The organism is Novosphingobium sp. FW305-C-30-35, from assembly GCF_058783135.1.
Genome location: NZ_JBYSYJ010000001.1, coordinates 1,842,079 through 1,861,832 on the forward strand (window position 1 = coordinate 1,842,079; position 19,754 = coordinate 1,861,832).

The 19,754-nt window shown below is 64.9% G+C and carries 21 protein-coding genes and 1 riboswitch; of the genes, 5 read left to right on the top strand and 16 right to left on the bottom strand.

The window, feature by feature from the left end; all coding sequences use genetic code 11:
* Positions 1-46 precede the first annotated feature (46 nt).
* Positions 47-1,039, top strand: coding sequence for an esterase-like activity of phytase family protein (locus AC3WLM_RS09105; RefSeq protein WP_492477176.1), 993 nt, complete (start codon positions 47-49; stop codon positions 1,037-1,039).
* 74 nt (positions 1,040-1,113) lie between these two features.
* Here the strand turns inward: AC3WLM_RS09105 and rpmB are convergent, their stop codons facing one another.
* On the bottom strand, positions 1,114-1,398 hold the full coding sequence (rpmB, locus tag AC3WLM_RS09110) for a 50S ribosomal protein L28 (protein ID WP_039333029.1): 285 nt from the start codon (positions 1,396-1,398) through the stop codon (positions 1,114-1,116).
* A gap of 120 nt (positions 1,399-1,518) precedes the next feature.
* On the opposite strand from rpmB, the gene AC3WLM_RS09115 reads away from it, so the two are divergent.
* Positions 1,519-1,974: a nucleoside deaminase gene (locus tag AC3WLM_RS09115; RefSeq protein ID WP_492477177.1), complete on the top strand. Its 456-nt coding sequence runs from the start codon at positions 1,519-1,521 to the stop codon at positions 1,972-1,974.
* On the opposite strand, the gene AC3WLM_RS09120 is transcribed toward AC3WLM_RS09115, so the two are convergent.
* The 14 genes from AC3WLM_RS09120 to AC3WLM_RS09185 form a co-directional block, all read right to left on the bottom strand.
* Positions 1,971-2,675 (bottom strand): ribonuclease T2, encoded by a 705-nt coding sequence (locus tag AC3WLM_RS09120; RefSeq protein ID WP_492477178.1) that lies wholly within the window; start codon positions 2,673-2,675, stop codon positions 1,971-1,973. The genes AC3WLM_RS09115 and AC3WLM_RS09120 overlap by 4 nt on opposite strands.
* A 4-nt stretch (positions 2,676-2,679) precedes the next feature.
* Positions 2,680-3,072, bottom strand: a complete 393-nt coding sequence (locus AC3WLM_RS09125) for a hypothetical protein (RefSeq protein WP_039333027.1) — start codon at positions 3,070-3,072, stop codon at positions 2,680-2,682.
* A gap of 12 nt (positions 3,073-3,084) precedes the next feature.
* Positions 3,085-3,951, bottom strand: a complete 867-nt coding sequence (gene nadC, locus AC3WLM_RS09130; RefSeq protein ID WP_492477179.1) for a carboxylating nicotinate-nucleotide diphosphorylase — start codon at positions 3,949-3,951, stop codon at positions 3,085-3,087.
* A gap of 120 nt (positions 3,952-4,071) precedes the next feature.
* Entirely contained in the window at positions 4,072-4,869 is a 798-nt protein-coding gene (locus AC3WLM_RS09135) for a LytR/AlgR family response regulator transcription factor (RefSeq protein ID WP_492477180.1), read from the bottom strand.
* A 111-nt stretch (positions 4,870-4,980) separates the two neighbouring features.
* Positions 4,981-6,138, bottom strand: coding sequence for a sensor histidine kinase (locus AC3WLM_RS09140; RefSeq protein ID WP_492477181.1), 1,158 nt, complete (start codon positions 6,136-6,138; stop codon positions 4,981-4,983).
* A gap of 58 nt (positions 6,139-6,196) precedes the next feature.
* Positions 6,197-6,994 carry a DsbA family protein gene (locus tag AC3WLM_RS09145; protein WP_039333023.1) on the bottom strand — a complete coding sequence of 266 codons (798 nt, stop codon included), beginning with the start codon at positions 6,992-6,994 and terminating at the stop codon, positions 6,197-6,199.
* Between the two features lie 10 nt (positions 6,995-7,004).
* Positions 7,005-8,384: a M48 family metalloprotease gene (locus AC3WLM_RS09150; protein ID WP_039333022.1), complete on the bottom strand. Its 1,380-nt coding sequence runs from the start codon at positions 8,382-8,384 to the stop codon at positions 7,005-7,007.
* A 10-nt stretch (positions 8,385-8,394) separates the two neighbouring features.
* A complete protein-coding gene (locus AC3WLM_RS09155; protein WP_492477182.1) occupies positions 8,395-9,351 on the bottom strand; it encodes an alpha/beta hydrolase in 957 nt (318 codons plus the stop codon).
* Positions 9,352-9,407: 56 nt separating this feature from the next.
* Positions 9,408-10,769, bottom strand: coding sequence for a PAS domain-containing protein (locus AC3WLM_RS09160; protein ID WP_492477183.1), 1,362 nt, complete (start codon positions 10,767-10,769; stop codon positions 9,408-9,410).
* A gap of 89 nt (positions 10,770-10,858) precedes the next feature.
* Positions 10,859-11,731: an HpcH/HpaI aldolase/citrate lyase family protein gene (locus AC3WLM_RS09165; protein WP_492477184.1), complete on the bottom strand. Its 873-nt coding sequence runs from the start codon at positions 11,729-11,731 to the stop codon at positions 10,859-10,861.
* 19 nt (positions 11,732-11,750) lie between these two features.
* Positions 11,751-13,010 carry an MFS transporter gene (locus AC3WLM_RS09170; protein ID WP_039333016.1) on the bottom strand — a complete coding sequence of 420 codons (1,260 nt, stop codon included), beginning with the start codon at positions 13,008-13,010 and terminating at the stop codon, positions 11,751-11,753.
* The gene (locus AC3WLM_RS09175; RefSeq protein WP_039333014.1) at positions 13,010-13,438 is read right to left on the bottom strand and encodes a DUF2141 domain-containing protein; all 429 of its coding nucleotides are present in this window, start codon (positions 13,436-13,438) and stop codon (positions 13,010-13,012) included. Before AC3WLM_RS09175 ends, AC3WLM_RS09170 begins: the two co-directional genes overlap by 1 nt.
* Complete coding sequence (locus AC3WLM_RS09180; protein ID WP_062342427.1) at positions 13,435-14,145, bottom strand: sterol desaturase family protein; 711 nt, start codon at positions 14,143-14,145, stop codon at positions 13,435-13,437. The genes AC3WLM_RS09175 and AC3WLM_RS09180 overlap by 4 nt, the downstream gene beginning before the upstream one ends.
* Positions 14,146-14,217: 72 nt before the next feature.
* Positions 14,218-15,750: a DEAD/DEAH box helicase gene (locus AC3WLM_RS09185; protein WP_492477185.1), complete on the bottom strand. Its 1,533-nt coding sequence runs from the start codon at positions 15,748-15,750 to the stop codon at positions 14,218-14,220.
* Positions 15,751-16,077: 327 nt separating this feature from the next.
* Here AC3WLM_RS09185 and AC3WLM_RS09190 point away from each other — a divergent pair, with 327 nt between their 5' ends.
* Together AC3WLM_RS09190 and AC3WLM_RS09195 are read left to right on the top strand one after the other, a co-directional pair.
* Positions 16,078-17,388 carry a M20/M25/M40 family metallo-hydrolase gene (locus AC3WLM_RS09190; protein WP_492477186.1) on the top strand — a complete coding sequence of 437 codons (1,311 nt, stop codon included), beginning with the start codon at positions 16,078-16,080 and terminating at the stop codon, positions 17,386-17,388.
* Positions 17,385-17,573: a DUF1289 domain-containing protein gene (locus AC3WLM_RS09195; RefSeq protein WP_039333007.1), complete on the top strand. Its 189-nt coding sequence runs from the start codon at positions 17,385-17,387 to the stop codon at positions 17,571-17,573. The genes AC3WLM_RS09190 and AC3WLM_RS09195 overlap by 4 nt, the downstream gene beginning before the upstream one ends.
* Here AC3WLM_RS09195 and AC3WLM_RS09200 read toward each other — a convergent pair.
* Positions 17,546-18,865 carry an alginate export family protein gene (locus tag AC3WLM_RS09200; RefSeq protein WP_492477187.1) on the bottom strand — a complete coding sequence of 440 codons (1,320 nt, stop codon included), beginning with the start codon at positions 18,863-18,865 and terminating at the stop codon, positions 17,546-17,548. The genes AC3WLM_RS09195 and AC3WLM_RS09200 overlap by 28 nt on opposite strands.
* Before the next feature lie 92 nt (positions 18,866-18,957).
* A riboswitch (yybP-ykoY riboswitch) is annotated at positions 18,958-19,142 on the top strand.
* A gap of 25 nt (positions 19,143-19,167) precedes the next feature.
* Here AC3WLM_RS09200 and AC3WLM_RS09205 point away from each other — a divergent pair.
* A complete protein-coding gene (locus tag AC3WLM_RS09205) occupies positions 19,168-19,743 on the top strand; it encodes a TMEM165/GDT1 family protein (protein WP_492477188.1) in 576 nt (191 codons plus the stop codon).
* Positions 19,744-19,754: the final 11 nt, after the last annotated feature.

Consider the following 19,754-nt stretch of genomic DNA (forward strand, 5'->3'; position numbering starts at 1 on the left):
ATATTTCGCGATTGACGGTGCCGGGCGCGATGCCCACGGCATGCCGGTGCGTCGCAAACTCTTCACCTTCCTCGTCCTGCTGCCGTTGGCCGTGCTGGTCTGGGCAACGCAGCGCAAGGACCCCTTCACGTTCGACCGACGGGTTGTCGTCACTGACCTCATGCCGGGAATCCCCGCGGCGGAGCGGAAGCAGCTTGGCCCCTTCGTTCTGCAACAGGCCTGGTTGCTGGAAGGGGCGGACCACCGCTTCGGCGGCTATTCGGCGCTGGTGCCGCAAGATGGCGGACTGCTTGCCATCAGCGACCGCAACCGCACGCTTTCGATCCCCTTGTCGCTGACGCCCGGCGCCTTCACCTCATCGATGCCGAACATGGTGGTGCAGCGCTGGCCCGATGGACACACCAGCGTTGGCTTCGATACCGAAAGTGTCGTGCGTGATTCTGCCGATGGCAGCCTCTGGACCGGGCTGGAAGACGATTGGCGCGTGGTCCGGACGGACCCCGGCTCCGGTGCCACCAATCTCATCCCGGTGAACGAAACGCGGGACTGGCCCCGCAATGGCGGGGCCGAGGCGATGGCCGGCCTGCCCGATGGCCGCTGGATCATGCTGTGCGAATCCTGCGGCACCGGTCGGGGCGGGCTTCATCTCGGGCTGTTGTTCAAAGGTCGTCCGGGACTGTCGAAGGCGCAAAAGTTCGGATTCATCGTCCCTGCGGCGTTTGATCCGGTGGACGCTGTGCCGCTGCCGGATGGCAGGCTGCTCATCCTTGTGCGCAAGCTGGGCTTTTCACCACCCGGCTTCTCGGCGCGAATCGTGCTTGCCGATCTCTCGCGCCTCGATCCCCGGCGGCCACTGCCGACCACGGAACTGGCCCGCCTCGAAGGACCAGCCATGCGCGAGAACTGGGAAGGGATGGCGCTGACGCCTGGCACGGACGGGCTGTCACTCTGGCTGGTCTCCGACGCCAACGCCTCGACGTTCCAGCAGACACGGCTGCTGAGGCTCTGGTTCGATCCGGCGACGCTTTCCGCCCGATAGCAGGTACAGCAAAAGCCCCCGATCCGGTTAGGGAAAGGGGGCCTTCGATTTTCAAACCCTTGCGGGCAGAAAGATTAGGCGGCGTTCGCCTTGACCAGCTCGCGCTTCACCTTGAGGGCGCGCGTCGAGAGCTTGGTGTCCGACTGCTTGAGCAGCCAGTTGTCGAGACCGCCGTTGTGTTCGACCGAACGCAGACCATGCGTCGAAACGCGGAACTTGAAGCTGCGCTCCAGCTTCTCGCTCATCAGCGTGACGTTCTGCAGGTTGGGCAGGAACAGACGCTTGGTCTTGTTGTTGGCGTGGCTTACGTTGTGACCGACTTGGCGGCCCTTACCGGTCAGTTCGCAGATACGCGACATGGCTAAAACTCGCTTGTGTTCGATAATACCTATCGGGAAGGCGCGGCTCTTATCGATTCACCGGGCGAAGTCAAGGATTCGGAGTTTGAAAGCAGCAATCTGCTCCTTATACCCCGCACCATGATCCGCTGGCCCCTGCCTGAACCGATGCGACTGGCCCTTGCGGAAGCCCGTATTGCTGCCGATGAGGGCGAAGTGCCGATCGGTGCGGTGGTCGTCAAGGACGGCAAGGTCATCGCTGCGGCCCATAACCAGCCGCGCACACTCTGCGACCCCACCGCCCATGCCGAAGTGCTGGCGATTCGGGCTGCGGCTGCGGCGCTCGGGCAGGAGCGGCTCGAAGGTTGTGACCTGTGGGTGAGCCTCGAGCCCTGCGCGATGTGTGCAGGGGCCATTGCCCACGCCCGCGTCGCACGGGTCTACTACGCCGCCAGCGATCCCAAGGGCGGCGCGGTGGAGCACGGCGCGCGCGTGTTCGAACAGCCCACCTGCCTGCACCGGCCCGAAGTCTATTCCGGCATGGGCGAGGATGAAGCGGCCGAGATGCTGCGCCGGTTCTTCCGCGAGCGGCGCTAGAAAGAGCGCCAGATCTTCACCGGAACCGTGTTTGGCGGCCCGCCGTTGCCGATAGGGCAGCGCATGGGCTTGAGCTTGCGCGAATGGCACAGGTGCACCTCGCGCAGCCAGCCGTCGCGACCCAGCAGCAGGCGGATCATTTCTGGCCGGAGGCGCGGATTGGCGATGACCAGCGCCTGCTTGACCTTGCCCACGTCCAGCCCCTCGGTGCGCGAGAGACGGGCCATGTCGGGAAACTCCAGACCCTGGAACAGCGCGCGGCCCTTGTCGAAGTACTCCGCAGGGGTAATCCCCATGCAGGTACCATGCTTGGCCCACTCGTGCATCATCAGGTCGGCCGAAGGCGTGGTGCAGAAGTTGCGGCGCAGGACCTGCGCATCCGGCCGCAGGCGCGAGGGGCAGTACTGCGGATACTTGCCGCCCTTGCCATCTGGCCACAGTCCGTGGAGCACGAAGCCGAAGCGTCCCTGCCTGCCCGAACACTGGGTGGCATGGGCGGGATCGAGCTTGCGTGTGCGGCAGAACTCGGGCGACCAGCTTATGGCGAGCGTGTAGCCGGTCGTTGGCACGATGCGCGGCGGCGCGTCAGGCTCGGGTAGGGCGGGTACGCTGATCTGCGGTGGCACCTGGCATTGCCAGCCTTGCGCGAGGGCAGGAGTGGCGGTGAGGCCGAAGGCAATCGCCGCGATGCGTGATCGCATCTTCTCAGCCAGCCTTGTCCTGCTTCAGCCACGCCGTCGATGCCGGCAGGAACATCAGCACGCCTGCGGCAATCATCAACAGGATGGCGATGACCGAGAAGATCGCGAAAGGAACGCCGATCATGGTCGCCACGGCCGGAATTCCGCCCAGGCCCAGCACGTCGAGCGCGATCACGGCGGCAAGAAACCAGCGCGCTATCGCAAACCGGCCGCGAGAAACTGCGAGCGCAAGACCGATGGCGACCAGCGCGTTGGCAAACGGCCCGATCAACAACTCATTGCGGCCGACCTCCAGCGCGGCTGCCATCGCACCAGCATTGGCAACGATGTTGACGATACGGATAAGCTGGCTGGCGATCACGCTGATTTCAAAGGCGCGGATGGTGGCGGGGCGCATCTGGGGTTCCGTTCAGGCGATTGGCGTGAAGTCGAGGCCGATGTCGGCTGCGGGCGCGCTCTGCGTTAGGCGGCCGACCGATACGTAATCCACGCCCGAGGCGGCAATCGCGCCGATGGTGTCAAGCCGCACCCCGCCAGAAGCCTCGCATGGGACGCGGCCGGCAACCAGCGCCACGGCTTCGCGCAGGCAGTCTGGTCCCATGTTGTCGAGCAGCAGGCGGGTTGCGCCGGCATCGAGAGCGGGTTCGATCTGGTCGATATGATCGACCTCGCAGATCACGTCCTTGACCCCTGCAGACAGCGCGCGGCGCACGGCTTCGGCCACGCCACCTGCGACGAGTACGTGGTTGTCCTTGATCATCGCCGCGTCCCACAGGCCCATGCGATGATTGGTGCCGCCACCGGTGCGCACGGCGTACTTTTCGAGGAGGCGCAGGCCGGGGATGGTCTTGCGGGTATCGAGCAATTTCGCGTTCGTCTCGCCCATGGCATCAACGTACTGGCGGGTGAGCGTGGCAATGCCCGAAAGGTGCTGGACGGTGTTGAGCGCACTGCGCTCTGCCGTCAGCATCGCACGGGCATTGCCTTCGAGCCGCATCAGGTCGGAGCCGGGCGAAACCTGCGCGCCTTCTGCGACGAGAATTTCGATCTTCATGGCAGGATCGAGCGCGCGGAAGAATGCGGCGGCAATCGGCAAGCCGCACACCGTTATCGCGTCGCGGCTGTCCATCACGCCGGAAAAGCGCGCATCGGCCGGAATCACGCTTTCGCTGGTCACGTCATGCCCGCCGCCAGGCAGGCCTTCGCCAAGATCCTCGGCAACCGTTGCGGTGACGAAGGCTTCAAGATCAAAGCCGGGGATGAGAAATTCTTGCATCAAAGCACTCCGCTCGTCCTGAGCCTGTCGAAGGACGCGAGGCAGGCACGTCCTTCGCAGCTACCGGCTCGGGCATGCTTCGACAAGCTCAGCATGAGCGGAAGTGTGAGGCGAATTTGGTCAGTGAACGAAACGCGCCACCACGTCGCGGTACGAGCGCGATACCTTCACCTCGGCACCACTTTCCAAGACAAGGAAGCATTCGCCGTTGGTATGCGGCTTGACCTGGCGCACCTGATCGAGGTTGACGATCTTGGAGCGGTGCACGCGCTGGAACACGCGGGGATCGAGGCGACGCTCCAAGTCCTTCATCGTCTCGCGCAGGATCAGCGAATTGTCGCCGGTGTAGATGCACATGTAGTCGCCCGCAGCCTCGATGCGCTCGATCGTGTCGACATCGACGCGGAAGATCTTGCCACGGTCCTTGATGTTGATGAGCTTCTCGAAGCGGCCGGCAAGGGGCTCGCCCTCGTCCTCGATCTCCGGCATGGCATCGGGCGCCACTTCGGCGAGCACGGTCTTGAGCTTCTCGGCTTCTTCGCGGCCGCGCTTCTCGGACAGACGCGTGCGCGCGCGGTCCAGTGCGTCGGCAAGACGGTCTTCCTCAACCGGCTTGAGCAGGTAGTCGACGGCATTGGCTTCGAACGCCTTGATCGCGTGCTCGGAATAAGCGGTCACGAACACGAACAGCGGCGGGTCGATTTCCATCACGCCCTTGACCACCGAGAAGCCGTCAAAGCCGGGCATCTGGATGTCGCAGAAGACGAGGTCGGGTTTTTCGGTCTTGATCTTGCGGATGGCCTCGCGGCCGTTCGAACAGGTGTCGATCACTTCGACATCGGGGAAGGCCTGAAGCCGGAGCTGCAGCCCCTGAATGGCCAGTTTCTCGTCGTCGACGAGGATCGTGCGGATCGTCATGCGGTTCCCTTGGGTCTTGTCCAGACTTGGATCACGTTGCGCCCCCGAAACGGTCCCCCGTTGGAGTCTGCCTGATGGCAGGACGGGTAAAGTGGCAGTCGGTTCCCGAGATCATGCACCAACCCCCATGCCGACCCCGATCGGGCGTCGGACGGGCATGGCCTGTACAGGCTCGGCCTTTGCTTCGAACGGCAGTTCGAGCACGACCTGAAAACCCCCTTCCGGGCGGTTTGAGATGTCAAAGCGCTGGTTCTCGCCATAGGCCTGGACCAGACGGTCGCGGATGTTGGCAAGACCGATCCCGGTGCTGTCACTGCTCACGCCGAACACGCTTGAAGGATCGGTGCCCGGTGGCAAGCCCGGCCCGGTGTCCGACACGGTGACCCGCAGCATCGGGCCGACGAGTTGCGCCTCGACGGTGATTTCCGCGCCGTACTCCATCGGGCTGACCGCATACTTGATGGCATTCTCGACCAGCGGTTGCAGCAGCAGCGAAGGCATCAGGCCATTGCGGATGGCATCATCGATGCGGAACTCGGTGCGCAGGCGCTCCTCGAAGCGCATGCGTTCGATATCGAGGTAGAGCTTCAATGTCTCGATTTCCTGGGCAACGGTCACCCGCGCGGTCGGCTCGTTGACCAGCGTGTAGCGCAGGAACGAGGACAGGCGCGAAAGCATCGCGTTTGCCGGTTCGGTCTGCTTGAGCAGGACCAGCGTGGAAATCGAATTGAGCGTGTTGAACAAGAAGTGCGGGTTGAGCTGGTAGCGCAGCATGGCCAGCTGGGCCGAGGTTGCCTGTGCCTCCAGCCGCATCAGCTGGTCGTTCTGCTCTTCCACCTGCAGGAAGAAGTTGATCGCGTAATACAGCCCGGTCCACGAGATCACGAGCGTGAGGTCGAGGTAAAACACCCCGAGGAACAGCTGCGCGAAACTGGCATCGCCGCCTTGCCGGTAGAGGCTGATGACCCACGAATCGATGAAGGCGTAAAGACCGACCGCCACCGACATCGCGATGGCAGTCACGCCCCAGGTGACAATCGGCCGCCGGTTGATCAGCGCGCGGTAGATTACCGACAGGATCAGCGAGATCGAGAAGCCGGTGATCGTGGCGATGACGACGATGACGAGGAACGACCACGGCTGCGCATTGGCGATGGACGACATCGCACGCAGCAGCATCGCGCCGCCCCAGCCCATGAACTGCAGGCGCCAGAAGGCTCTGTTCTTGTTGCCGAAGAACGGCGTCGGTCTGAACGGCAAGGCTGCCATGAAAAGGTTTGTAACCGTTCGGAGCGGGCTAGGCTAGCCCGCCCCTGTTACTTCCGCCTCAGCTCTTGCGTGCCGCATCGATGGCAGCCTGCAGGTCTTCCTGCGGAACTGCGCCGTGAACCAGCTGTTCGCCGATCACCCATGCGGGCGTCCCGTTGATGCCAAGCTGGCGGGCCAGCTGAAGGTTGCGCTTGAGCTCTTCCTCGACATCGGGCCGGGCTGCAAAGGTGCGTGCCGAGGCGAGGTCGAGCCCCGCCGCGGTCGCCGCAGCGGTGATGCTGGCATCCGAAGGCCGGGCGCCCTCGAACATCGCCTTGTGATAGGCGGGATACTTGCCCTGCGCTGCCGCCGCCAGCGCCATGCGCGCGGCGGGCGCGCTTTCGGGTGCGATGATCGGCAGTTCACGCACAACCACGCGCAAGTCGGGGTTCTTCGCGATCAGCGCGTCCAGGGTCTTCACGCTCTGCCGGCAATAGGTGCAGGCAAAGTCGGTGAACTCCACCAGCGTGACCTTGCCGTCGGGATTGCCCATGACCGCACCGGGGAAGGGTGTTTCAAGCGCGCCGCGCATCGGACCGATCTGCGCTGCCGCCTCGCGCTGCTGCAGCCGCTCCATCGCCTCGGGCAGGACTTCGGGGTGTTCAAGGATATAAGACCGCACCAGTCCTTCGATCGCGGCGCGTTCCTTGCCATTGATTCCCGCGCTCGCCAGCGAGGCTTCAAGGTCCGCGTCGTCGCCTGACGCAGTATCGGCGTCGCGGTGGGCGTACCACCATCCTCCAGCTGCCCCGCCTGCGGCAAGGAGCAGGGCGAAGGCGGCGAAGGCGCCTATGCGGCGGGGCTTTGTATCTGACATTGTCTGGTGCCTAGCGGGATTTCTTCTGGCGTTCCATCATTGCCCGCGCCGACATCGCAATGTCCTGCGCGCGTAGCCAGTCGGGCGTGCCCTTGGGCAGTGCGGCCTCGGCGGCCTCGGCGCTGCGTACGGCTTCGGCCAGCCGCATGTTCATAAGCTGCTGTTCGGCACTGGCAAGGCGCGCGCGGGGAATGTCGCCCTTGGCTTCGTAGACCACGCCGAGCTGGTACCAGGTGAAGGGATTGTCCCGGTCGCGCGAGGCCGAAGTCTTCAGCACCTTTTCGGCTTCGGCGAAATTGTCCTTGTCCTCGGTGGCGATCAGGGCGTGGCCAAAGGTGGTGGCGATCAATGGCTCGTTGCCGGTCAGTTGCGTAGCCTTGCGCAGCGGCGCCACGGCATCCGCGGGGCGACCGGATTCGAGCAGGATCTGTCCTTCCAGCTCGAGAAAATAGGGATTGTCCGGATCGCTGGCGATCAGCGCCCTGGTCTCCGCCAAAGCCTTGTCGACATAAGCCTCCTTGTGGAAGGCATAGGCGCGGGCATAGCGCGCGGGAATGTCGGTCATGTAATCGGGGTAGGCGCGCAGCGTGTCCTGCGGTTCGGCCAGATAGCCGTTGAGCTTGGCCTTGACCCGCTGGAACCGCGCCTGCAGCTCGGCCGGGGGCGGGGTGTTCCACGCCGGGTCCTTCTCGTAGACATCCTGGAGCGTGGTCAGGCGGTCGGACGTCATCGGGTGCGTGCTGTAGAACTCCGCGTCCGGATTCTTGCTGGCATTGTAGCCATAGCGGAATTCCTGGTTCTGCAGCTTCTTGAAGAACTCGATCGAACCGCGCCCGGAAATACCGGCGTCGGAAAGGAATTTTGCGCCCGCTGCGTCTGCCGAGCTTTCCTGCGCGCGGCTGAAGGCGAGGAACTTGCCCAGCGCGGCCTGCTGCCCGGCCATGAACACGCCCAGCGCCGCGTCGGGCGAACCTGCCGCAGCGGCCAGACCGCCGAGCAGCAGCGAAAGCACGGTGATGCCGGTGGCCGGCTTGAGCCCCTCGTTGTACCGGATGATGTGGCCGCCGGTGATGTGGCCCAGTTCGTGCGCGATCACGCCCTGCAGTTCGTTGACGTTGTCAGCCGCGCTTATCAGCCCCGAATGGATATAGATCGCCTGTCCTCCGGCAACGAAGGCGTTGATCGACCCGTCGTTAAGCAGGACCAGATCGATCGCCTTGGGGTTGAACCCCGCCGCCTTGAAGATCGGGGCAGAGGCATCGCGGAACAGCGCCTCGGTTTCCGCATCGCGCAGCACCGATTGCGCAGCCGCTGGCTGGATGCAGAGCGACAGCGCGGCGACCAGCGCGAGCAGGCGCGAGAGGAGCAGGGCGGGGATTCGGACCGTCACGACGCCTGGACTATCGACCCGGCGCCTGAACGGCAACTGAAGGTGCCGTGACCTTGGCGAGGAACGGCAGCACTGCGTCAAGCGCGCGGGTATCGCGCGCGAAGGGGCGCGCGAACATCATGATGATGCCTTCATGGGAGACACCCTCGAGCAGGACCGGCTGGTTCGGCGCGCCTGCTTCGGTCAGTCGCTGGGCGAGCGCCTGCGAATTGCGCGGCTTGACCCGGGTATCAGCATCGCCCGTCACCAGCAGGAGCGGCGGGGCGTCCTGGCGCGCGAAGTTGACCGGCTGGGTTCTGGAAAGACCTGGCGCATCGCCGAAGCTGTTGATGGTTGCCGGGGAATCGAGGGGCAGGAAATCGAACGGTCCAGCGAGCGAGACCGTCCCGCGGATCGCCTGCGCGTCCAGCCCCACGCCCTTCAGCCACTGCGGATCAAGCGTGAGCATGACCACGTTGTAGGCCCCGGCCGAATGCCCCATCAGCGCCATGCGCGCCGGATCGCCACGATACCTTGCGGCATTGTCCTGCACCCAGCGCAGCGCCGCCGCGCCGTCCTCCAGCATGCCGGGAAACTTCGCCTGCGGATAGAGCCGGTAACCCGCCAGCACGACCGCAAAGCCCTGCGCGCACAGCGTCCGCGCAATGAAGCGATAGTCGTGGGGATTGCCGCTCGCCCAGCTGCCGCCATGCACGAACACCACGATCGGCAGCGCGCCCTTGGCGCCTTGCGGCACGAACATCTCGAGCTTCTGCGCTGGATCGTTGCCATAGCGCTCGGCCGCGACCAGCTGGATCGCGCCATCGCCACCGTTGAGCAGCTTGTCGGCACCGTCCAGCACGGCAACAGCATTATTCCGCATGGCATGGCTGTAGGCGGCATAGCCGACCAATCCGAGCAGGACGAAGCAAAGCGCCGCCCAGCCGATCCAACCCATGCGTCGCCTGCCCTTCACCGTCCGTGCCATGGAGCACTGGCTAGCAGGCTGCCGCCATTGCGCAAGGCACCTGCAGGGGCAGTCTGTCAGCCGATCAGATGGCGCGCCGCACGTTCGAACAGGGCGGCGTCATCGTGCACCTCGCCAAGAGCGACAATCTCGCCGCTCTCGAGGCGACGCAGCACCACCAGCGCGAATTCCTCGCCTTCGGGTGGCGCGATCTCGGTGACCTTGCGTGCCGGCAGCGCGCGCAGCGACTGCGCCAGCGCTTCAGGGCCGCGCCTGGCCAGCGCCTTGCCGGCTTCCTCGCGGCGCAGGCGGCGCTCGGCATTGATCACGCCCTTGAGGCCACCAGCGGCTTCGGAGAGGTAGGCGCCCAGCTCACCCCGGCCGAGGCCGATGCGCTGCGCATGGGTCAGCGCGGTGGCGTACTCGGTGAGGCGCGTCTTGTCGTAGTCGGCGCCGAACACCAGCTTGACCACCGGCGTCATCGGCGCGCGCTCCTGCATGGTCAGCCCTGCGTCTTCGAGCAGTTCGGCAAACTCTTCCGGTTCTGCCTGCGCTGCAAGGGCGAAGTCCCAGGCCCGCCCGATCGCGGCATAAAGGGCGCTGCGAGTGCGATCTTCGCTTGAATTGGCCACGAGGGCCAGTTCGCGCGCAGAGGCGAGCCAGTCGGCCAAGGCTTCGGGCAGGGCTTCCGGTTCATCGGCAGGCGCGCCTGCGGGCAGTGGCAGGATATCGTCGTCGAGCCCGAAGGCGGGCTCAGGGAAGATAGCGGCATCAAGCGAGGCGGGGCCATCGGCCCAGGCATCGGTCGGCTCGATCAGCGGACGGCGCGGTTGGCTCTTGATCGGCGCCGAATCGAGCGCTTGCCCGATTTCCAGCAGCAACTCGTCGGTCGTCGCCTGGTCGGCCAGTTCCTTCCAGTTGATCGCACCCATGATGTAGTCGATGCGCGTGCCGTCCGACGAGAACGGCAGCAGGATGCCACGGTAGAGGATTGTGCGGCCAAAGTGGTTCACGAACTCGGCCTCGAAGCCGATCGGCGCCTGATTGGCGATGATCTGCATGTAGTGGTCGGTGATGCGTGACAGCAGCGAGCGGCCGGGCACCTGGCTCAGGCGGGTGATCGAGCTTTCCGTGCCGCACTCGTCGGCCAGCCTGGCGCCGAGAAAGGCAATCGCCGGGTCCTCGATCCCCTCGTCGAAGTGCAGCAGCACGAGGTTGTCGGCAAAGTCCGGATAAGTGCCCGAGAGCAGCGGGGTGACCAGCGGGAACGAATGTTCGCCGAGCAGGCCGGCCCAGTAGTTGTAGGCGCGCACCTGCATGCGGCGCTCGTCCTGCCCCACCACCGGCGGCGGCGGCTCGCTCGGAACGTCGTCCTCGAAACCGGAGAGGTCGAGTTCGGCCTCGGCGGCGTCACGATCAAATCCACGCAAAGTATCCATCAGGCTCACCTGGTCCCCTTGATTGAGGACTGGTCTGGCGCAACTTCGTGAAGAAGTGCTTAAGTTGCGCCAGTGGAGCTTATACGGGGTTAACGCGCAGCGATGGCGGCGGCGGTGGCCAATACCTTCTCGGCTTGGGCAAGGTGCAGTAATTCCACCATTTTCCCGTTGAGGCGCAGCGCGCCCTTGCCGACATTTGCCGGGTCGGCAAAGGCCGCGACGATGGACTCCGCTTCGGCGATATCGGCTTCGCTCGGTGCGAACACACGGTTGCACGTGGCAAGTTGCGCAGGGTGAATAAGCGTCTTTCCATCAAATCCCGAATCGCGCGCCTGCACGCATTCGGCTTCGAGCCGCGCGGTATCCTCGATCGCGTTGCACACGCCGTCGAGGATCACGAGGCCATTGGCCCGCGCCGCCAGCACGGCCATGGTCAGCACCGGCAGGAAGGCCATGCGCCCCGGCAACTGGGCAATGCCGCTATCCTTGGCGAGATCGTTGAGCCCCAGCACGAAGCCTGCAAGCCGCGTGTCTCTTGCGCAATCGGCAATCCGCTCCAGCGCCAAAACGGCGCGCGGCGTCTCGACCATTACCCACAGTTTGACATCGGGCGCGAAGCCGACAGCGTCCATCCCGGCCGAAAGTGCCTGCACGTCGGCAGCGTCATCGACCTTCGGAGCGAGCACGGCCTCGACCGGAGCCTGTGCGAGCGCAGCGAGATCGTCATGCCCCCATGGCGTCGACAGGCCGTTGATCCGCGCGATCAGCCGGCGATGACCGAAGCCTCCTGCCTGCAACTCGGCGACCAGCGCCGTGCGTGCTTCGGCCTTGGCTTCGGGCGCCACCGCGTCTTCCAGATCGAGGCACACTGCATCGCAATCGAGGCTGCGCGCTTTGGCCATCGCCCGGGCATTGCTGGCCGGCATGTAGAGAAGCGAGCGCAAGGGGCGGGCGTCGGTCATGGCGAGAACCTTCGAACTTCTAGCGTTTTGGCGCAGGGACAGCGTCCAGCCGCCCCTCTTCGCGCGTCGGCATAGGCGCAAAAAAGTGCATGGCAAGTGAAAGCACCAGCCACGCCGCTGCGGCATGAAGTGCGGTCGGCAAGCTGGCAAGATCGGCCACCGAGCCCCAGCACCATGCGCCCAGCGCCATGCCGCCGAAGGTCACCGCCTGATAGATCGACAGGCAGCGGCCGAGAATGTCTTCCGGACTGCGCAACTGCATCGCCACGTTGAGGCTGGTCATTGCGCTGGCCCAACCCATGCCACCCACGAAGGCGGCGAGCACGGCCATCGGGATGCCCGTGGCCGAAGCCATCAGCAATTGCGCGCAGGCGAATATCAGCGTCGCCCCGGTCACCACGGTCTCGCTGCCAAGCCGTTGCCGCACTTTCGAGACGAACAGTGCCGTCACGATCGAACCGATGCCGAACCCGCCCAGCATCAGGCCGTAATCAAGCTCGCTGCCCTTGAGCATGTCGCGCGCCACGCTCGGCATCAGTGCCTGCAGGCCTGCCGCGCCAAAGCCGATGGCCAGACCGCGCAGCAGTACCTTGCGGATCGGCGAGGACGAGGCGCAGAACCGCACGCCCCGACCGATCGCCGCCAGCATCGGCTCGCGCATCGGCGGCAGCGATTCGGGCCGCCAGCGCGACAGCACCACGATCATGCCGAGATAGCTGATTGCGTTGAGCGCAAAGGCAAGGCTCGTGTCCCACAGCGAGATGAGTATCCCGCCGAGCGCTGGCCCGACGCTCCTTGCCAGATTGAACGAGATCGCATTGAGCGAGATTGCTTGCGGCAGGTCTTGCCGCCCCACCTGCAGCCGCACCGACGCTTGCCATGCGGGGCCGTTCAGCGCCGTACCCATACCCACCATCAACGTGAGCGCCAGCAAGGAGAATGGCCCGACATTGCCGGTATAGGCGAGCACGGCCAGCACCGAGGACACGATCAGCATGCCGGTTTGTGCCGCGAGCATCACCCGGCGGCGATCGTAGTTGTCGGCAATGGCGCCCGCGAATACGCCCAGCAGGAGGATCGGGATCGTTGCCGAGGCCTGAACCAGCGCCACCAGCACGTGGCTGGTGGTCAGCTCGGTCATCAGCCATGCCGCGCCCACCGACTGGATCATCGAGCCGATGTTGGAGAACAGGTTGGCCGTCCAGATTGCCCGGAATGCGGGGTAACGGAACGGTGCTAGGGGACTTCCATGGACAGGCTTGGCAGAAGCGGCTGGCACTACAGGTATCGGACCTTCATCTTCATGCGGACAGGTGCGCCGCCGGTAACGTCAAAGGCCGCCGCCTCGAACTTGGGCGCCGACATCTTGACCGGCGCATCGCGCGAGAAGCCGAAACCTTCCTTCGGCAGGAACAGCGTCTTGTCCATCTTCTTGTTCCCATTCTCGTCATGCAGGAGAACGATGGCATAGCGTCCCGGCATCACGTCGCGGATCACCAGCGGGCCGGGCTGGTCTGCCCGGATCGACGCGGTGCGGCGATTGGGGTCCTTGTCGCATCCTTCCGGGAACAGCTTGGGGTTTGCGCTCATGCACAGCCAGATCATGCCCTTGGCATTGCGCAGGCCATTGATGTCGACCGTGATGCTTGTCGGCGCAGGGGCATTTCCGGCGAGAAGAAATGGCAGAAGGAGTAAGGCGCGCTTCATGGTGCGGACAGTCCCTTGTCTGTGCCGCACAGCCGGTCCCAGAAACGGAAATAGAGACCGTAGTTGCAGCGATAGAGTTCATGATGACGATGGTGATGGCTCGCCGTTATCAGCCAGTTCCCTGCGCCAGAATGAACGAGCCAGCGGGGGAACATCTCCCAGCCCATGTGATTGGTCACGCCCATCACGGTCATCACCAGCAGCACCAGCCCGAGCATCCCGACATGGATCGGGATGACGAAGACCAGCGCCGGAATCAGCAGCGAGACGATCGCCGCCTCGATTGGATGGAAGTTCATGGCGGCCCATGCCGTGGGCGGGCGGCTGGCATGATGGATGGCATGGATGCGCCGGAACACCTGCGGACGATGCATCCAGCGATGCGTCCAGTAGAACCAGGTGTCATGGATGAAGAGGTAAAGCAGCAGCGAGACCGGCATCCACCACAGCGGATAGGCCAGCGGGTCGGCATAGATCCTGGTCCATCCGCGCTGCTGCCAGCCCCACGCGACCACGCCGGCCGGCACGCCGTAAATTGCGGCGGTGGCGAGGCTCCAGGTGATCTCCGAACGGATCTGCTTTTCAAGGCCAGCATAATGCCCCGGCCGCACCTTGTGCGTCGCCCAGGCGAACATTCCGCTGGTGATCAGATAGCGCACCGCGACGATCACGGTCATGGCAATCGCCGAGGCTAGAACGCTGTCCATTGCGCGTCCCTATGCCAAGCTTTTGAGGCGGAGGACAGCCCTGCCTTGGGGCAGGGCCGAGCCTTCCGCAGATCAGCTCGCGCGGCGAACCTTGTGCTTGTGCGCACCGACGCCCGGCGCACCGCGCGGACGGAAGCGACGCGGCTTGCCCGCGTCCTCGCGCTCGCCACCGTTAAGAGTGGCTTCGAGCACCGGATTGCGCACCGGACCACGATCGGCGGCACCGCCGTCACGACGCTCCTGACGCGGCGAGACATCGCGCGGGCGCCCGTCCCGGCCTTGCGCGCGGCCCCCGTGGGCCTGGCTGTTGCGGTTCTGCCCCCCACGACCTTCGCCGCCGCGACCCTGACCGCCGGCACCACGACCGCCATTACCGCGTGCATCGCGCGCGTCACGGCGGGCATCCTGCTCCATTTCCGCAGGCTTGCGGCTCGGTGCAGGCAGCTTGGCGGCTTCGGCCATGAAATTCTCGGGCAGGCCCATGGTGTCGATCTTGACCCGGGTCAGCTTCTCGATGTCCTTGAGGTAGGGCTTCTCGTCCGGCGCACAGAAGCTGATGGCAATGCCATCAGCGCCGGCACGCGCGGTGCGGCCGATGCGGTGGACGTACTGTTCGGGCACATTGGGCAGTTCGAAGTTGAACACGTGGCTCACACCCGAAACGTCGATGCCACGCGCGGCGATGTCGGTAGCGACCAGCACCGGGCACGAACCCTGACGGAAAGCCTCGAGCGCGGCAGTGCGCTGCGCCTGGCTCTTGTTGCCGTGGATGGCACGAGCGTCGATCCCTGCGGACGAAAGGTGGCGCACCACGCGGTCGGCGCCGTGCTTGGTGCGGGTGAACACCAGCGCGCGGTCCAGTTCCTTCGATGCCAGCAGCGCACGGATGCGCAGCGTCAGCAGGGCCTGCTTCTCGGCCTGGTTGATGAAGGTCACGTACTGCTCGACCCGCTCGGCCGTGGTCGAGTTCGGGGCGACTTCGACGCGCACCGGATTGACGATGAACTGCTTGCCCAGATCTTCGATGGCCTTGGGCATCGTGGCCGAGAAGAACAGGCTCTGGCGGGTCTTGGGCAGCAGGTTGGCCACGCGCTTCAGCGCGTGGATGAAGCCGAGGTCCATCATCTGGTCGGCTTCGTCGAGCACGAAGATTTCGGTGCGGCCAAGCGTCAGCGCGCGCTGGTCGATCAGGTCGAGCAGGCGGCCCGGCGTGGCGACCAGAATGTCGACGCCCGGCACGAGGCGGCGGGCCTGCTTGCCGACGGGCACGCCGCCGAACACGCAGTCGACCGACATATTGAGATTGCGGGCATAGCCCTTCATGTTGTCAGCGATCTGTGCGGCCAGTTCGCGCGTCGGCGAAAGCACCAGCATGCGGCACGAGGCCGGCTTGCGCGGCTGCGGATTGGCGGCAAGCCGGTGCAGCGAAGGCAGCGAGAACGCGGCGGTCTTGCCGGTGCCGGTCTGCGCGATGCCAAGCAGGTCACGGCCCTGCAGCAGGGCCGGGATGGCTTGGCGCTGGATTGGCGTGGGATCGTTGTAGCCCTTGGTTTCAAGGGCGCGGAGAATGGGTTCGGCAAGGCCGAGTTCGGCGAAGAATGACATGAATATGCTTTCGTGGGCGCATCGGCGCAGGGCCGACGCGCGAGTTGAATTCGCTGGGCGCACGCGCCTGAAGGGCACGAGCGGGGTCGATCATGCGACCCATGCGTGAAAGGGGAAGCGGGCGGGGCAACAACCGTTCGTCCGGAGCGGATTTCTGCCGTTTCAGCGAAATCTCACGCCAGCATCCGGACTGCAGCGGGTTGCCCGCCACCGGTCTTGCTGCGGTGCACATAGGCAGCACTTCCCGTTAAAGCAAGGAAATTCGGGCAAAAGGCGGTTGCAAGGCTTCGTCCAGCTCGCCAACGTGCCCGCAAAAGGAGTGGGTCGATGCGTTTCACGATTGGTCTGGTTTCTGCCTTCGTCCTTGTCGGCAGCTCTGCGCAGGCCGCGCCCACGGGGGCCGAGGCAAGGATGGTCGCCACCGTCGATGCCGAACAGGCGCGCACCCTCAAGTTCCTTGAAACAATGGTCAACCAGAACTCGGGCAGCCGCAATCTCGAAGGCGTACGAAGGTTGCGCGATATCGTTGCGCCCGAGTTCACGGCTCTGGGATTCACTTCGCGCTGGATTCCGATGGAGCAGACCGGGCGCGCCGGGCATCTCGTGCTCACGCACAAGGGTCGCAAGCGCGGGAAGAAGCTCCTGCTGATCGGCCACCTCGATACCGTGTTCGAGCCAGATTCCCCGTTCCAGACCTATGTGCTGAACGGCGACAAGGCGACCGGTCCCGGCGTGGGTGACGACAAGGGCGGTATCGCCGTGATCCTCGCCGCCGTTCGTGCCATGCAAACGGCAGGCACGCTCAAGAACGCCAACATCGAGGTATTCCTCACCGGTGACGAGGAAGAGGCAGGCTCCCCCACCGAAGTCGCACGCGCAGATCTTGTCACCGCAGCCAAGGCTGCCGATGTCGCGCTCGATTTCGAAGGGCTGAGCCGCGAAAATGGCAAGGACATGGGATCGATCGCCCGCCGCTCCTCGCAAAGCTGGACGCTGACGGTCGAGGCGAAGTCCGGCCACTCCAGCGGTGTCTGGGGGGCGAACGCCGGCGATGGCGCCATCTATGCTGCGTCGAGGATCTTGAGCGCTTTCCGGGAGGAGCTGCCCGAACCCTACCTTACCCTTAACGTGGGCCTGATCGCAGGTGGGGCGGAAGCTGACGTGGCCGATGACAACGCGCATGTTTCGGCGCAGGGCAAGACCAATATTATCCCCGGAAAGGTCGTGGCGCGCGGGGACCTGCGCACACTCAGCCTCGAACAGAACGCTGCCGCGATGCGCAAGATGGAGTGGATCGTGGCGCGCAGTTACCCAGGCGTCACCTCGGCGAAGATCACGTTCAGCGAAGGCTACCCGCCGATGGCGCCGACCGCAGGCAACAAGGCGCTCCTCGCCAAGCTGAATCGGGTCAACGCCACGCTCGATCTGCCTGAGATGCAGCCGCTCGATCCGATGAAGCGCGGCGCGGGCGACATCAGCTTCGTTGCCGAATACATCGACGGTCTCGTCGGCCTCGGCCCCCATTCCACGGGCGACCATGCGCCCGGCGAGACTGTCGATGTCGCCAGCATCTGGACCCAGGCCAAGCGCGCTGCCCTGCTGATGACGCGGCTGGCGGCGGAAAAGTCCGACCGGTGAACGACGATCACCCGCCCAGCCCATGCACCGGTGTCTGCGAAATCGATCCGGTCAGCACGCAGTGCCGCGGTTGCCATCGCACACTGGCTGAAATCACCGCATGGTTCACGGCATCGGCTGCGCACAAGCACGCGATCCTGCGCGACCTCGCTGCGCGTCAGAGCGTCAGCGTGACATCCAAATAGCCGTAGGTCGTATTCCCGGTCGGCGGCGCATTCGGCGCGTCGCGCAGCAGGCTCCGCTTGAACAGCACTGCCGCTCCGCCATCCACCTGCAGCAGCCCCGGCACGATCCAGTGCCGTACGCGCCCTTCGATCTGGTGCCCGCCGAGGCTGCCTGAGGCTCCGCTGGCATCACGCACCCCGGTCGCGGCAAACTGGTCGCGCCGGTTCTCGGCCCAGGCCGTGCGCCACGCCACGAAAGCGTCGGTTCGCTTCGACGGAGTCACTTCCAGACGCAGCGAGGGCGAGACGATGTTGCTCCGCCGAAACGGCCCGTAAAGCCCGTTTGGCCCGAATTCGAAGCGCCGCGCCGAATAGAGCGTGTCGAAACGGGTGAACTTGTGTGCGCTGCCCTTATCGCCACTCGCGGCGTCGAACATCGCCACCACGCGAGGCTTCCAACCACCGGCAAAGGTATAGCCGGCATCGGCGTGGACGAACCAGGCGAACACGTTGAGATCGGTCACATCCGCCGCCCCCGATGTCCGCCGTGCCTTGCCGAACTGGACCGCGCCTTCGACGTCGTGGTCCCAAGCCCCGGCGCTTGCCTTCACGAAGTGGCGCGCGCCCACCGTGCCGATCCGCCGGTTCGCTGTCGCCAGCCCCGCGCCGTCGCGCTCGATCAGTCCGAAGGCATAGGGCTGAAGGGTCCCGCCAAGCACCTGCGGCAGCGTACCATGCGCGCCAAAGAACATGACGTCGAAGTTCTCGCGGTCCCACTTCACCCGGTCCTCGCGAATGCCCGCAACGTCGTCCGGCAGGCGCTGGTGGGGCAGGGCGAACATCAGGTCGAGCCTGCGTCCCTTGCCCCCGTCCAGCTCAAGATGCGCGCCCGTGAAGGCATTGGTCGTATTGCGAAATCGCTGACGCGCCACCATGCGCCGGTTGCCGAGGTCGAGGGTGTAGCGCCCCAGCGTCAGCGTGCTCTTGCCCGCCAGCTTCACCGCCATGTTCGCCTGCACCAGTTCGAGCGCGTTGACCTCGCCAGTGTTCGCTGAAGAGCGCGCGTCCTGTCCCCAAGCCCGCGCGTCCCAGAGCTCGGCATTGAACCGCACCGGCCCGGCATCATAGCCGGCGGCAAGCTCGGTCCTGAGCGAAACCATCGTGTCGGTTGCGGGGGCAGGGGCGGGGCGGAACTGCCCGCCGATCGATTCCACACGCAGCCGCGCCGAGGCTGACAACGTCCACGGGCCTTCCTCGGCCTGCGCGGGCAGCGCAATGCTGCAGGCAAGGACGGCAACGGTAATGCGCTTCACGATCTGACTTTCCCCGGCGCACCCGTGGTCGGATAGCGTTGCTACTGCCCATAGCCTGCACTTGCATGCCACGCCATACGCAGCTAACGGCACCCCACGTCATTTGGGGAGTAGCCACCGCTGGCAGGTTTTCGGGCCTGGCGCGGCCCTCAGCGTCAACATGCTTGGTCGAGAGACCATGGCGCAGGCGGCAGGACTTTTGTCCACCGGGCGAGACCAATGACAGCGAACCCATCGTCCGGGCCGGGCGGAGGGGTAAGCTGTCGTTGGCCTGATCGCTCCGCCCGGCCCCGGAATTGTCGATGCTCGAAGCCTTCAGCACGTCCACCGCGATTGTCGCGCTCGCCGAGATTGGCGACAAGACGCAATTGCTCGCGATCATCCTCGCCGCCCGGTTCAAAAGGCCGCTGCCGATCGTCCTCGGCATCCTTGGCGCAACGCTTGCCAACCACTTCCTCGCTGCCCTGCTCGGTGCGACCGCCGCCTCCTTCCTCGATGGCCAGTGGTTCCGCTTCGCCATTGCCATCGGTTTCGTCGCCATGGGCCTGTGGACCCTGGTGCCGGACAAGATGGACGAGGACGAAGCACCCAAGCCTTCGCGCTACGGCGCATTTCTCACTACGCTGGTGGCATTCTTCATCGTCGAGATGGGCGACAAGACGCAGATCGCCACGATTGCTTTGGGCGCACGCTTCAACGATGCCATCGCGGTCACTGCCGGTACGACGCTTGGCATGATGATTGCCAACGTCCCAGCCGTGATCTTCGGCAACGAATTGATCAAGCGTGTTCCGCTCGACATCGTGCGAATGGTTGCCGCCGCGCTGCTCGTTGCCACCGGCGTGTGGTTGTTCGTTCAGACACTGGGCTTCTTCTAAGCCTTTACGCG